13 protein-coding genes are annotated in these 13,705 nt (G+C 69.5%); 5 read left to right on the top strand and 8 right to left on the bottom strand.

Translation table 11 applies throughout. From position 1 onward, the window contains the following. The first annotated feature begins 4 nt into the window (after positions 1-4). Positions 5-1,558, top strand: a complete 1,554-nt coding sequence (locus AB0H93_RS12640) for a long-chain fatty acid--CoA ligase (protein ID WP_358571624.1) — start codon at positions 5-7, stop codon at positions 1,556-1,558. Positions 1,559-1,737: 179 nt separating this feature from the next. On the opposite strand, the gene tnpB is transcribed toward AB0H93_RS12640, so the two are convergent. Beyond that, positions 1,738-3,156 (bottom strand): IS607 family element RNA-guided endonuclease TnpB, encoded by a 1,419-nt coding sequence (gene tnpB / locus AB0H93_RS12635; RefSeq protein WP_358571622.1) that lies wholly within the window; start codon positions 3,154-3,156, stop codon positions 1,738-1,740. Next, positions 3,153-3,524, bottom strand: coding sequence for a hypothetical protein (locus AB0H93_RS12630; RefSeq protein WP_358571620.1), 372 nt, complete (start codon positions 3,522-3,524; stop codon positions 3,153-3,155). The genes tnpB and AB0H93_RS12630 overlap by 4 nt, the downstream gene beginning before the upstream one ends. A 495-nt stretch (positions 3,525-4,019) precedes the next feature. Here AB0H93_RS12630 and AB0H93_RS12625 point away from each other — a divergent pair, with 495 nt between their 5' ends. Both AB0H93_RS12625 and AB0H93_RS12620 read left to right on the top strand, forming a co-directional pair. Further along, on the top strand, positions 4,020-4,973 hold the full coding sequence (locus AB0H93_RS12625) for a hypothetical protein (protein WP_358571618.1): 954 nt from the start codon (positions 4,020-4,022) through the stop codon (positions 4,971-4,973). 24 nt (positions 4,974-4,997) lie between these two features. Continuing rightward, complete coding sequence (locus AB0H93_RS12620) at positions 4,998-5,477, top strand: hypothetical protein (RefSeq protein ID WP_358571616.1); 480 nt, start codon at positions 4,998-5,000, stop codon at positions 5,475-5,477. Between the two features lie 116 nt (positions 5,478-5,593). Here AB0H93_RS12620 and AB0H93_RS12615 read toward each other — a convergent pair whose 3' ends face one another. The 6 genes from AB0H93_RS12615 to couN all read right to left on the bottom strand — a co-directional run bounded on the left by AB0H93_RS12615 (position 5,594) and on the right by couN (position 12,116). Further along, positions 5,594-6,913: an MFS transporter gene (locus tag AB0H93_RS12615; protein WP_358571614.1), complete on the bottom strand. Its 1,320-nt coding sequence runs from the start codon at positions 6,911-6,913 to the stop codon at positions 5,594-5,596. Between the two features lie 90 nt (positions 6,914-7,003). Next, complete coding sequence (locus AB0H93_RS12610) at positions 7,004-8,512, bottom strand: long-chain fatty acid--CoA ligase (RefSeq protein WP_358571612.1); 1,509 nt, start codon at positions 8,510-8,512, stop codon at positions 7,004-7,006. A gap of 46 nt (positions 8,513-8,558) precedes the next feature. Beyond that, positions 8,559-9,782: a lipase family protein gene (locus tag AB0H93_RS12605; RefSeq protein WP_358571610.1), complete on the bottom strand. Its 1,224-nt coding sequence runs from the start codon at positions 9,780-9,782 to the stop codon at positions 8,559-8,561. A 36-nt stretch (positions 9,783-9,818) separates the two neighbouring features. Continuing rightward, positions 9,819-10,283, bottom strand: a complete 465-nt coding sequence (gene couM, locus AB0H93_RS12600; protein WP_358571608.1) for a p-hydroxycinnamoyl-CoA hydratase — start codon at positions 10,281-10,283, stop codon at positions 9,819-9,821. 28 nt (positions 10,284-10,311) lie between these two features. Then, positions 10,312-11,208 (bottom strand): 4-hydroxyphenyl-beta-ketoacyl-CoA hydrolase, encoded by an 897-nt coding sequence (gene couO / locus AB0H93_RS12595; protein WP_358571606.1) that lies wholly within the window; start codon positions 11,206-11,208, stop codon positions 10,312-10,314. Continuing rightward, positions 11,205-12,116 (bottom strand): 4-hydroxyphenyl-beta-hydroxyacyl-CoA dehydrogenase, encoded by a 912-nt coding sequence (gene couN / locus AB0H93_RS12590; protein ID WP_358571604.1) that lies wholly within the window; start codon positions 12,114-12,116, stop codon positions 11,205-11,207. Before couN ends, couO begins: the two co-directional genes overlap by 4 nt. A gap of 101 nt (positions 12,117-12,217) precedes the next feature. Here couN and AB0H93_RS12585 point away from each other — a divergent pair, with 101 nt between their 5' ends. Both AB0H93_RS12585 and AB0H93_RS12580 read left to right on the top strand, forming a co-directional pair. Beyond that, positions 12,218-12,652 carry a MarR family transcriptional regulator gene (locus AB0H93_RS12585; protein ID WP_358571602.1) on the top strand — a complete coding sequence of 145 codons (435 nt, stop codon included), beginning with the start codon at positions 12,218-12,220 and terminating at the stop codon, positions 12,650-12,652. Between the two features lie 119 nt (positions 12,653-12,771). Continuing rightward, positions 12,772-13,584 carry a DUF899 domain-containing protein gene (locus AB0H93_RS12580; RefSeq protein WP_358571600.1) on the top strand — a complete coding sequence of 271 codons (813 nt, stop codon included), beginning with the start codon at positions 12,772-12,774 and terminating at the stop codon, positions 13,582-13,584. The last annotated feature ends 121 nt before the right edge of the window (positions 13,585-13,705 follow it).

Here is a 13,705-nt window from a genome sequence, read left to right as displayed (position 1 = left end):
AAGCGTGCTGAACCTGGCCATGTTCCTCGACGACTCCGCCCGCAGGTATCCGCGGCGCGACGCCCTGGTGTGCGGTGACCGGAGGCTGAGCTACGCGGAGGTCGGCGCGCTCGCCAACCGGATCGCCAACCTCCTGGTCTCCCGGGGGATCCGGCCGGGCGACAAGGTGGCGGTCACCTGCCCGAACGTGCCGGAGTTCCCCGCCGTGTACTACGGGATCCTCAAGGCCGGTGCGGTCGTCGTACCGCTCAACGTGCTGCTCAAGGAACGGGAGATCGCCTACCACCTGGCCGATTCGGACGCCCGGGCGTACTTCTGCTTCGAGGGGGATCCGAGCCTGCCGACGGCGGAACGCGGCCGCGCCGCGTTCCGGCAGACCCCGGGCTGTCGGGACATGTTCGTCATCACCGCCGAGAACACCGCACCGGCCGGGGAGACCGAGACGCTGGCGCAAGCGCTGTCGGCCCAGCCCGCGGAGTTCGAGACCGTAGTGCGGGAGGCGACCGACACCGCCGTGATCCTCTACACCAGCGGCACGACCGGGCGGCCGAAGGGCGCCGAACTCACCCACGCCAACATGGTGATGAACGCACTGACGGCCAACCAGATGTTCGGCAGCACCCCGGCGCAGCACGACACGCACCTGGTCGCGCTGCCGCTGTTCCACTCCTTCGGCCAGAGCATCGACATGAACGCGGGGTTCTCCGTCGGCGCGACCCTGGTCCTGCTGCCGAGGTTCGAAGCACGGGCAGCGCTGGAACTGATGGTCGGCGAGGACGTCACGGTGTTCGCGGGCGTCCCGACGATGTACTGGGGCCTGCTCGGCGCGCTCGGCGAAGGCGTCGACGTCGAGCGGATCGCGCGGAACCTGAAGCTGGCCATCTCCGGCGGCGCGGCGCTACCGGTGGAGATCCACTCGCGGTTCGAGCAGCGCTTCGGCGTCCGGATCCTCGAAGGCTACGGCCTGTCCGAGACATCACCGCTGGCCCTCTTCAGCCCGCGCGGGCAGGCGCCCCGGCCGGGCTCGATCGGCCTGCCGGTCTGGGGTGTCGAGGTCGAGCTGGTCGATGCCCGCTGGAACGCGGTGACCGGAGCCGACGAGGTCGGCGAGATCGCAATCCGCGGCCACAACGTCATGAAGGGCTACCTCAAGCGCCCGGAGGAGACGGCCGAGGTGATGCGCAACGGCTGGTTCCGCACGGGCGACCTGGCCCGCCGGGACGGCGACGGCTTCTACTACATCGTCGACCGGGCCAAGGACATGATCGTCCGAGGAGGGTTCAACGTCTACCCGAGGGAGGTCGAAGAGGTGCTGATGAGCCACGAAGCGGTCTCCCTCGCCGCGGTCGTGGGAGTCGAGCACGACAGCCACGGCGAGGAGATCAAGGCGTTCGTGATCCTGGCGGAGGCGGCGAGGATCACGGAAGAGGAGCTGATCGCCTGGTCCAAGGAGCAGATGGCGAGCTACAAGTACCCGAGGCTGATCGAATTCGTCGAAGCCCTACCGATGACGGCGACAGGAAAAATCCTCAAACGACAACTGGGCCAGACTCCGTAGGAGCCACGCCGTCGGATCCTGGTCAGCTCGCGTTCGGCTTCTGGCTACTGCTGTACGGCAATCAGAGGGGCGGCGTCTCCGATCCGATGAGCCACCCAGCGGCGCGCGACGCCGACCAGCGGCGCGCGCTGCGGGCCGGGGCTGACCCGGCCATGTGGTGCCACACCGTTCCTAAAGTTTCAGTGAATCTCTAGGAGCCCGCCGTTACCGGCGGACGGTCCCCGTCTGACCCGCGTGGACGCGGTGCGGGGTGAACGCTTCGCAGCCACCTGCCCACTGGCGTAGGTCTTCTGGTCGGCTCCACGTCCTTTCGAACCCGATGTGGGTTCTGGGTTTCCGGCCACTCCGGCACCCATCGAGTACTCCTCGGCCAGTGTGGCGAGGTTGCGTGCGGCGTTGACGTCCCGATCGAGGATGAGACCGCATTTGTCGCAGCGGAAGACCCGGACACGCAGCGGCAACTTGGCTTTCGTCGCGCCGCAGTCCGAACACGTCTTGCTGGAGGCAAACCACCGGTCGGCAACCACAAGGTAGCCACCGGCCCAGCGGGTCTTGTAGTCGAGTTGCCGCCGGATCTCACCGAATCCGGCATCTGCGATCGCGCGGGCGAGCTTGCGGTTGGACAGCATCCCCGACACGTTGAGGTCCTCGGCCACCACCGTGCCGGCCTGCGCGGCGAGACCGCTGGTGAGCTTGTGGATTCCGTCGCGCCGCAGGTTGGCGACCCGGTGATGGACACGGTTGCGGCGGGCGTTGGCTCGTTTCCACCGGTTTGACGCCTTCTGCCCAGAACGGCGGTCCGGTCCCTGCCGGCGCGACACCGTGCGCGAGGCACGGCGAAGCTTCTTCTGGGCTTTCCGCAGGTGGCGCGGATTAGCCACGAACCCGTCGCCGTCGGTGACACCCGGCACGGGTTGCGAGCAGACCGCGAGATGAGAGATACCGAGATCCACGCCGACGGTCGCGGCAGGATCGGCCGGTTTCCGTTCGGTGCGCTGGACTTCGCAGGTGAACGACACGAACCACCGGCCACCCTCCCGTCGCACCGTGGCCGACAGAATGCGTGCCGTACCCGACTCGACGCGGCGGGCAAGCTTGCGGGTGGACTCGTGGGTTTTCAGCGTCCCCAACCGGGGCAGGGTGAGGTGATGCCGATCTTGTTCGACCCGGATGGTGCCGGTGGTGAACCGCACCGACAGCGCCGCACGGTGCCTGGAACGAAACCGCGGGAACCCGACCCGGCGACCCGCGCGCTTCCCACGCTTGGAGTCGGACCAGTTCTTCAGCCCGCGCGCCAAGCCATCAAGACCGGTGTTGTAGGACTCCTTGCTGTTCTCCTGCCACCACGGGGCAACCTCGTCCTTGGCGGCGTTCCACATGCGCCGCAAGCCGGCAAGAGACCAGTCAGGCGACGGCGTGAGGTCGTCCTCGCCGATACTGTAGGTGCGTTCAGCGGTGCGCTGGTCCAGGTTCGCCTTCACCCGAGCCAAAGCCCAGTTGTAGGCCACCCGCGCCGCACCACAATGCGACAACACGGCACGCTCCTGGCGCGGGGTGAGATCCAGGGCGTACCGGTACGCCTGATGCACGCCGGTCACAGACCGCCCGCCTCAGCGGTCGCGCACGCCACACCCGCTTCCGCGCGCTTACGCGCAGAACGACGCCCATACAGGCGCGCGCACATCGAGGTGAGCACATCCACCATGTCCCGCACGAGGTCATCTTTCAGTTCTTCTGGACCGAGCACCACACGGCCGGCTTGGCGTTCCAGGTCGTCTTTCTGGTCAGTGCTGGACACTCGACAGTACGCCACCGTCAGCCCAGTGAATTCCTGGTTGTGTTCCTGGACGAGCCACGTGCCGGATGGTGTCTGCACTACTGGCACCGGCATCCTCCCGGACCTCGCCCACAACCACGCGGTCTGGTAGTGCACACCGTTCGTAGCGGCCCACTCCGACAACCTCACGCGATCATCATAAACCGTGATGATTACTGAAAGTCACTGAGGTTCAGGGCAACGGTTGCCGACCCCGAGCACGACGACGGCGAAGTCGGTGCGAAGTTGTTCGCCCACCGAAGACCATGCGGGGACGACGTAGTCGACCCATCGTTCGGCAGCTGGAGGGGTGTGACCGGCGTCGATGAGGCGCAGCACCAGCAGCCCGATCGCACGGTACGAGCGTGGCGAAGTCAGATGGCCGGGTGCGGCCTACCGCGCAGGATTTCGTGCAGTGCTCGGCGCGAAGTCCGACAGCGAACTCGGGTTCATTCCGCGTAGGCAGGCACCGGCACCGCCTCGATCCGCGGGGGCAGACGAACAGCCGACGGGCTGGCACCCTTCGGACGTCGTAGCCACTGCCGAGGAAATGACGAGTCAGGACCCCTTTCGCGACGCAAAGCAATGATCTCCGCAGCGGCCGTCGCTGGCGCAGCCCTCACCGAGCCCCTGCAAGGCTGGCTGGTGCCCCAACACGTCCGGCCCACGGGCACCGCAGCGATCAGCGGAGCTGAACTAGACGGCTGGAGGGAAATCACCGGACAACTCCAGGGCTGGAACAACGCACCGACCGGACTACTCGCCCGCAAAGCCGTCATCGCGCTGCTCAACGACGTCAGCGACCGACTCAAGGACGCGTCCGACTGTGCTGCGACACGTGAGGGATTCCTCGCGGGCGCCGAGCTGGCCGAGATCGCCGCGTCGATGTCATGGGACTCCGGTCTGCACCGCGCCGCCCAGCGCTACTACACGCTGTCCGTGCAGTTCGCCAAGATCGGCGGCGATGACAACTTCGCCGCGGTCACCCTTGCTGCGTTCGCGCGCCAGTGCTTCGACCTGGGGCAGCCCGATGATGGCCTCGAACTCGTCCAGCTCGCCCAGTACGGCACCAGGAAATCCGCGCGCCCGATCCTGCGCGCCCTGTTGGCCACTCGCGAAGCGTGGTCCTATGCCCAAACCGGGGCAGCGCAGCAGTTTCGTCGGGCTGCCGGGCTCGCCGAAGACCACTTCGCCGAGTCAATCGACGATGAATCCGATCATCGAGTGCAGGGCCTCGACCAGGCAGAACTCTACGGGGTGCTTGGTGCGAGGTGGCGCGATCTCGCTGCCGCGCGCCAGGAACCGAAGGAAGCGCGGCATGCTCAGCAGTACATCAGCCGTGCCCTGGAGCTGCGCGATCCATCATGCGTCAGGAACCGAGCATTCGACTTGATCGGACTCGCCCGCACTTACCTCGTCACAGGGGAACCCGACCGAGCGTGCGAGCTTGTCGACGAAGCCCTGCCCATCGCCAAGCGGTGGGCGGCCGGTCGCGTCGGGGAGAAGCTGCGAGACTTCTGGCGTGAATCGCAGCCGTTCTCGACGTTCGCGGCGGTGCGCGGTACGCGCGACGCGGTTCGTGACCTCATTGCAGCCTGACCAGGAGCGACGAAAGGGCCGGAGTTGCCGCGTATCGGAATCACCGGGCACTCGAACCTCACAGCCGCGAGCGTTCCCCTCGTCCGGGAGGCTTTGGCGGCTGCGCTGTCCGTCTACCGCGAAGGACTCGCCGGGGTGACCTGCCTCGCCCGCGGCGCCGACCAGATCTTCGCGCGAGCGGTGCTCGACGTGGGCGGGTCCTTCGAAGTCGTGCTTCCCGCCGCCGACTACCGCGAGCGCAAGGTGAAGCCGGACAACGCCGCCGAGTTCGACGAGCTGATCGGCAAGGCGTCGCAGGTTCGCACGATGCCGTTCGAGGAATCCAACCGCGACGCCTACATGGCCGCCAGCGAGCACGTCCTCGGTAGCGTTGACGCGATGCTTGCCGTCTGGGACGGCCGGCCGTCGGGTGGTTACGGGGGTACGGGTGATGTCGTGCAGGCCGCGCGTGAACGCGGAATCCCGGTCACCGTCGTGTGGCCGGCGGGCGCGGAGCGCGAATGAACCCGCCGTGACAGCTCGTGCCGATGACACCAGCGCCCGTCCGGACGTGCCGGGCGGGCGTTGGTTCACAGGTGGACGCGTTGTTCGCCGTGATCTCGGGTGGTCCGCTGCTGGCGTCAGCGGATCGTGGTCAGGTCGTTGTTCTTGGTTTCGCGGGTGGCCAGGAGGACCGCGCCGCTGAGGACGGCGAGCGCGATCAGGAACCCGCCCACCGGGATGATCGCGTTGCCCGACGATGCGGCCAGGGTCGCCAGGATGACCGGTGTGAAGCCGCCGCCGAGCAGGGTTGCGAGCTGGTAGCCGAGGGAGGCGCCCGTGTAGCGGGTGCGGGTGCCGAACTGCTCGGAGATGTACGCCGCCATTGGCCCGTACATGGCGCCGTGGCAGAACGTGTACAGCGTGAACGCGGCGGTGACGGTCGTGAAGTTCCCCGTCGCGAGCAGGCCGAGGATCGGGAACACCAGGACGATCATCGCCGCTAGTCCGAAGAGCATCACCGGGCGCCGGCCGAGCCGGTCCGACAGCCGGGCGTAGCCGAGGGTGAAGAAGATGGCGAAGAACTGGCCGATCGCGAACGCGAGCAGGGCATCCGGTTTCGGCGTGCCGTGTTCGACGGCGTAGGTGATGCCGAAGGTGGTGAACGCGGTCTGCAGGGCGAATCCGGCCAGGCACGCGAACGCCGCCACCACCACGGCCCTGGGCCGCCGCAGCACCTCGATGATCGGCGGGGCGCCGGGCTCGTTCTCGGCCTGTTCGGCAGCCGCCCGGAAGATCGGGCTTTCCGCGACCTTGGCGCGCACGAAGAGGCCGATCGCGAGCATGACGGCCGAGAGCAGGAACGGGATTCGCCAGCCCCACCGCATGAACTCGTCTTCGGGCAGCAGCGCGAACAGCGTCATCACGAGCGTGCCGAGCACGGCTCCGGTCGGGGCACCGGCGTTGGTGAACGCGGCCATGTAGCCACGGCGCTTCGGCTCGGCGTGTTCGAGCGCCATCAGCGCGGCCCCGCCCCATTCGCCCCCGATGGCGATGCCCTGGAGCACCCGCAGGGCGACGAGGATGATCGCGCCCCACGGGCCGATGACCGACGCGGGCGGAACGAGTCCGATGAGGACCGATGCCACGCCCATGACGGTCATGGCCAGGACGAGCATCGCCTTGCGCCCGGCCCGGTCGCCGAAGTGTCCGAAGAGGACACCTCCGAGGGGGCGGGCCAGGTAGCCGGCCGCGAACGTGCCGAGCGACGCGATCGTGCCGACGGCGGACGGGAGACCGGCGAAGAACACCGGCCCGAAGACGAGCGACGCGGCGGTGCCGTAGAGCAGGAAGTCGTAGTACTCCAGGGTGCTGCCGAGGTAGCTGGACAGCACGACCCGGCGTGCCTCCGTCGCGCGTTCGGGCGCCGAGAGCTGCTCGGCCGCAGCAGAGGCACTCATGGGACTCCTTCGGTGAGGTGAGGAGGAATGGGAGAACCGAGATTCGCCGCTGTCAGGGCGCGGTCGCCCAGTTCGCGCGGAGCTCCGGGTTCAGGTGAACCGGCGCCGGAGGAGGTCCTTGCGGATCTTCCCGGTGGCGTTGCGGGGGATCTCGTCGACCACGACGAGCGACCGCGGGATCTTGTACTTGGCCAAGCGGGGCGCGAGGAACTCGGCGAGCCGGGCGTGGTCGAGCTCGTGGCCGTCCTCCAGCGCGACCGCGGCGCAGCCCACCTCGCCCCACTTCTCGTGCGGCACGCCGAAGACCGCGCAGCCCGTGACTCCCGGCATTTCGAGGATCGCCGCCTCGACCTCGGCCGGGTAGATGTTCTCGCCGCCGGAGATGATCAGGTCCTTGAGGCGGTCCACGACGGCGACGAACCCGTCGGCGTCCGCGACCCCGACGTCGCCGGAGCGCAGCCACCGCCCGTCGGTGAAGGTGTCGGCGGTGGCGTCCGGCCGGTTCCAGTACTCGCGCATGACGTTCGGGCCGCAGATCTGGATCTCGCCGCGCTCGCCGGGCGCCACCTCCCGGCCGTCGGCGTCGACGATCCGGACGTCGGTGAAGAAGTGCGGCACACCCGCCGTGCCGAGCTTCCGCTCGACGTCGTCGGGGGTGAGGATCAGCGCGCCCGGGCCGGTCTCGGTCAGGCCGTAGCCCTGGCAGATCTTGATCCCGCGCTCGGTGTAGGTGCGCAGGGTGCGCGGCGGGACGGGGGCCGCGGCGACGATCACCCGCCGGATCGCGCTCAGATCGGTCGTCTCCCAGGCGGGGTGGGCGCTGAGCGCGTCGAACATGGTCGGCACGCCGAAGGTGTAGGTGATGCGCTCGCGTTCGAGCACCTGGAGGACCCGGCCCGGCTCGAAGCCCTCCTCGATGACCACGTTGCCGCCCTTGAGCAGGGTCGGCAGTGCGACGATGTCCAGGGCGGCGGTGTGGAACAGCGGCGCGCACACCAGCGCCGCCTCGTGGCTGTCCAGGTCGAGGTCGATGACGGCGTTCATCACGGAGAACACGATGTTGCCGTGGGTGAGGACCACGCCCTTCGGGCGGCCGGTGGTGCCGGAGGTGTACATGATGAAGCACGGATCGTCGTGGGAGACCGGCTCGTCGATGCGGGACGGATCGGCCGCCGCGATCAGCTCCTCGTACCCGGGGGCGTCCGGGCCAGCGGCATCGAGCACGACCCGGGTCGCGTCGCCGGCGGCCGACCGCGCGATCTCGCCGAGTTCCCGGGAATGGACGAGCACGGCGGCGCCCGAATCCCGCATCGCGTAGTCCACTTCGGGCGCGGTCAGCCGGGCGTTGAGCGGCACGAAGATCGCGCCGATCAGGCCCGCGGCGAACAGCGTCTCGAGGTAGGCGGGGTGGTTCGTGCTCAACAGCGCGACCCGGTCGCCGCGGCCGACCCCGAGCGAGCGCAGCGCGTGCGCCAGGCGGGTGACCCGGTCGTCGAGTTCGCGGTAGGTCGTGGCGCGCCCGCGGAAGGTGATCGCGGTCTTGTCGGAGGAGAGGCGGGCGCGGCGGTGCGGCCAGGTGCCGGTGCCTTCGTTGCGCATGCGGTGGGTCTCCTTCGGGTCGTCGTCGCGGACCGGGCGCGACGGATCAGCCCCGGGGGCAGTTGCTCGGTGCCGCCTCGCCGGCGAACCGGTCCGCGGCCCAGCCCGGGAACCTCGCGGCCGCCTCCGGGACGACGGATTCGTGGTCGAGCCCGGGGAATTCGTGGTAGTCCACTGAGGACCCCGCCTGGCACAGGGCCGCGCGCTCGCGGGCGGTCAGCTCGACGGGGGTCGTCGTGTCGGCCGATCCCTGGTAGACGGCGAACGGCATCGTGCCCGCGGGCCGGAAGTCGTCCACCGCGGTGAGCGCCTTCCACCAGGGGCCGTCGGGGGACATCGCGCCCGGCTGGTACGGGTCGCGCAAGGTGCTCGCGCTGTCCCAGATGTCGAAGCAGCCGTCGGCGAGCACCGGTAGCTGCTCCATGGCCTCGGCGGTGAGGAAGTCGCCGTAGCGCAGGTGCGGGTAGGCGGCCTTGATCCCGGGCAGCGTCGAGATGACGTAGCCGGCCAGTTCCGGGTGCTGCATCGAATTGCCGGTCAGCTCGCGGATCCGGACGGCGGGCGCGATGAGCGCGGCGCCCAGGCCCTCGAACTCCGGGGCGTAGGTCCGCGCGATCGATTCGACGTGCATGGTCGTCTGGCCGCCCTGCGACCAGCCGTACTCGACGAACCGGTTGGAGGCGTTGAGCTCGGGGAGGTTCCGCACGGCGCGCAGCACGTCCAGCGATGCCCGCGCGTTGACCTGGCCCGCCATGTAGTGCGAGGGGCCGGGCAGCGCCTGCCCGGGGTAGTCGCTCATCGCGACGACGTGGCCCCGGCCGAGCAGGTCCTGGATCGCCGGGACTCGGGACCGGTCGCCCTCGCCCAGGCTCCGGCGGGACGGTGCGCAGTTGTCGGCCAACCCGGTCGTCTCGTGGTTCCAGAGCACCATGTCGCGCGGGGCGTTGCTCGCGCCCGTCGGCACGTAGATCTCGCCGGACACGTACTTCTTGACGCCGGGCTGGATCTCCGAGACGTAGACGACGTTCCAGCCCCGGGCCCCGCTCGGCGCGTCGGACCGCGGCTGGATCCAGTAGATGTCGCCGGGCTTCGCCGTTTCCGGGGGCTGCTCGTAGACGTCCCAGAACGTGGTTCCGTCCGGCCCGGGCCTGGCCGATGGCGAATCCGACTTCGGCGCCGCGCTGCCGGCGCTGATGCACGCGGTGAAGGCCAGCGCCGCCAACGAGGTCGCGACAGCCGCCTTGGCGATGCGCCGTTGTGTGAATGGCACGGTTCTCTCCGTATTCCTCGGGGATGTGCGGGGCCGCTATTCGAAGAAGCGGTACACCGGCTCGGCCACCACGGCGGGCCGCTCGGCGCCTTCGAGTTCGATCTTGCCGTCGACGGTCAGCTGCACTCCGCCCTTCGGCAGGTCCTCGACCGTCTTGAGCGCGGCGTTCAGCCGCACCCGGCCGCCGGCGGGCACGGGGCTGGTGAACCGGACCTTGTTCAGCCCGTAGTTCACGGCCATGGTCACGCTGTCGACCGCGAGCACCTCGGCCCACATCGGGATGATCAGCGCCAGCGTCAGGTAGCCGTGCGCGATCGGCCCGCCGAACGGGCTTTCCGCCCGGGCGCGCTCGGGGTCGACGTGGATCCACTGGTGGTCGTCGGTGGCGTCGGCGAAGGTGCCGATCCGCTCCTGCGGCACCTCGATCCACGAGCTGGTTCCCAGCGGCTTGCCCGCCAAGGGCTTGAGGTCGGCGAGGGTCGCGACGCGAGTGGTGGACATGGGTCTCCTGTCGGTGTGGTGCGGGCGGTCAGCGCTTGATGCCCAGGACGCGCAGCGCGTTCTCCTTGAAGATCAGCGGCGCCACTTCGGGCTTGATGTCGAGGGCGGCGAAATCCCTGCGCCAGCGGTCGACCTGGATCACCGGGAAGTCGGAGCCGAAGAGCACCTTCTCTCGCAGCACGGAGTTCGCCGCCCTGACGAGCTGGGGCGGGAAGTACTTCGGGGACCAGCCGGACAGGTCGAGGTAGACGTTGGCCTTGTGGGTGGCGATGGAGATCTGCGCGTTGACCCACGGCACCGCCGGGTGGGCCATGACGATCGTCAGGTCCGGGAAGTCGGCGGCGACGTCGTCGAGGAGCATCGGGTCGGAGCGGCGGAGCTTGATGCCGCGCCCTCCCGGCAGCCCGGCGCCGATGCCGGTCTGTCCAGTGTGGAACAGCGCGGGCACGCCGGCCGCCGCGATGGCCTCGTACAGCGGGTAGAACCGCCGGTCGTCGGGCTCGAAGCCCTGCAGGCTCGGGTGGAACTTGAAGCCCCGCACGCCGTAGTCCTCGACCAGCGCGCGGGCCCGGTCGACGGCCTCCTTGCCGCGCCACGGATCGACCGAGCCGAAGGGGATCAGCACGTCGTTGTGGGCGGCGGCCAGCTCCGCGATCTCCTCGACGGAGTTCGGCCCGTGCCCGGTGGCCGAGGTGGCGTCGACGGTGAACACGACGGCGGCCATGTTGCGCTCGCGGTAGTGGTCGGCGATGGATTCGATGCGGGGCGTGCGTTCCTCGCCGGACCTGAAGTACTTCTCGGAGGCGGCCATCAGCTCGTCGTCCAGCGATCGGTGCCCGCAGGCGTCGATCTCGACGTGGGTGTGGATGTCGATGGCCTCGATCGCGTCGAAGTCGACGCCGCACTGGTAGCGGGCCGGGCTCATTTCGCCACCAGCTCCGCCGGGAACTCCTCGCCGACCGACTCGGCCGAGCCCGCGAACGCCTCGTCCCACGACCCGGCGATGTCGTCGGCGGACCACCCGCCGTCGTGGAAGGCGGTGGCCGTCAGCTGCGGGTGCGACCACAGCGCCAGCCGGTCCCCGCCGACCGACAGCGCCTGGCCGGTGATCCCGGCGGCGGCATCGGAGGCGAGGAAGGCGACGATCCCGGCGGCGTCCTCGGGAGTGCCCATGCCGACCTCGCGGCGGATGACCGCGGGCAGCGGCTCGCCGCGCTTCATCGACTCGATGTGCGGCGCGAGGAACGGGATCGTCTCGGTCATCGCGGTCGCCGCGACCGGGCAGACGGCGTTGACGGTGATGCCGGCGCGCTGCAGTTCCAGGGCCCAGGTGCGGACCATGCCGACGATGCCGGCCTTGGCCGCCGAGTAGTTGGTCTGGCCGAAGTTGCCCCGCTGGCCGGCGGGGGAGCCGATGCAGATGATCCGGCCGCCCCCGCCCTGCTCGCGGAAGCGCAGCACGGCCTCGCGCACGCAGGTGAAGGTGCCGCGCAGGTGCACGTCGAGCACCGCGTCGAAGTCCTCGTCGGTCATTTTCCACAGCACCTTGTCGCGCAGGATGCCGGCGTTGGTGACCAGGACGTCCAGCCGGCCGAACGCCTCGACCGCGCCGGCCACCAGCTTCCGGGCCGTTTCGGCGGTGCCGACCGGGGCGACGACGGCGGTGGCCCGGCCGCCCGCCGCGACGATCTCGGCGACGGCCGCGTGCGCGGCGGCCTCATCGACGTCGTTGATCACCACCGCGGCGCCGTTGCGGGCGAGTTCTCCGGCGTATGCGAGTCCGAGTCCCCGCCCGCTGCCGGTGACGATGGCGACCTTGCCGCTCAGATCCATCGGTGCTCCTCCTGTCGGGTGGATCACAGGCAAACATCCATCATTGAAAATGTCAATGATTGAGATCTGCTACTCTTGTGGCGCTACACGGAGGAGGGCGCATGGCAGAGACCCAGCCGCGGTTGCTGGCGGACGACATCGGGTTCCTGCTTTCCCGGGCGGGGGGAATGGTGCTCGGCGCGGTGAACAAGGCGCTGGTCCCGCTCGGCCTGAAGGTGCGCTCCTACTCGGTGCTCGTGCTGGCCTGCGAACAATCGGCGGGCGTCAACCAGCGCAGCGTCGCGGCGACGATGGGGCTCGACCCCAGCCAGATCGTCGGGCTGATCGACGAGCTGGAGGAGCGCGGCCTGGTCGCGCGCACGCCAGACGCGGCGGACCGCCGCAACAGGCTGATCGCCGCCACCGAGGAAGGGCATCGGGTGCGCGACGAGGCGCAGGAGCTGGTGGACCAGGCGCACAGCGCGTACTTCGGAGATCTGCCCGCCGAGGTCGTCGCCCAGCTGCGGGAGACGCTCGGGCGGATCGTCTTCCCTTAGCGCGCGTCTGCGAACTCGTCACCCCGACGTGGTCCGTGCGATGAGTTCCGGCCGGGGCTCGGGTCTGTTCTGGTGTCTTCGGACGACGCTGCCCGGCACTAGACATCATGGAGGACACCATGACGACCACGCCGAGTGACCCGACCACCGCGCTGCCCGGCCGCCCGCCCGTCGTCGACCTGGCCACCTGGCAGGCCGCCCGTGACGAGCTCCTGGTCCGCGAGAAGGCCCACACCCGCGAGGGCGACGCCATCGCCGCGGCCCGCCGCCGGCTGCCGATGGTGGAGTTCGACGGGACGGTCGAGGTAGTCGGGCCAGACGGCCCGATCCCGTTCCTGGACCTGTTCCAGGGCCGCGACGAACTCGTGGTCTACAAGCACATGTGGCACGACGGCGCGCCGCACCAGGGGCAGTGCGAGGGCTGCACCACCACGGCCTGGCACATGAAGGACGCCGTCTACCTCAACGCCCGCGGCGTCTCTTTCGCCATCCTGACCACGGGCCGGTGGGACGAGGTGGCCTCCTACGTCGAGTTCATGGGTTACACCCAGCCCTGGTACTCGGTGCGCGACGTGGACGCGCCGGTCGGCGGCGACATGGGTTACATCACCTGCTTCCTGCGCGACGGCGACCGCGTGTTCCTCACCTACTCCACGACGGCCCGTGGCAACGAGCCGGTCAACGGGTCCCTCGGCCTGCTCGACATGACGCCCTACGGCCGCCGCGAGGCGTGGGAGGACAATCCGGAGGGCTGGCCCGAGGCCCCTCAGGTCGGCTCGCCGGTCGGCGGGCACGGCTCGCCGATCTGCTGGTACTGGCGCACGGACGCCGACGGGAACGCCACCTGGGGCCCGACCAGCCGCCCCGTGCCGCAGTGGACCCGCCCCGGCGCGACCCCCGTGGAGACCCTCGGCCGGCACGGCCACCACTGACGCGCTTTCGTCGACGGCGCCGGCAAAAGGTGTTGGGTCACCCCATCCCCACGCGAGGCGCCGATTTCGCGCGAAATCGTCGCGCCACGTGGTCACGGCACAAGACGAGAACGGATGTGGG

The organism is Saccharopolyspora sp. NPDC050642 (genome assembly GCF_040654735.1).
Classification (GTDB): Bacteria; Actinomycetota; Actinomycetes; order Mycobacteriales; family Pseudonocardiaceae; genus Saccharopolyspora; species Saccharopolyspora elongata.
This window is presented reverse-complemented; position numbering and strand designations above follow the sequence as displayed.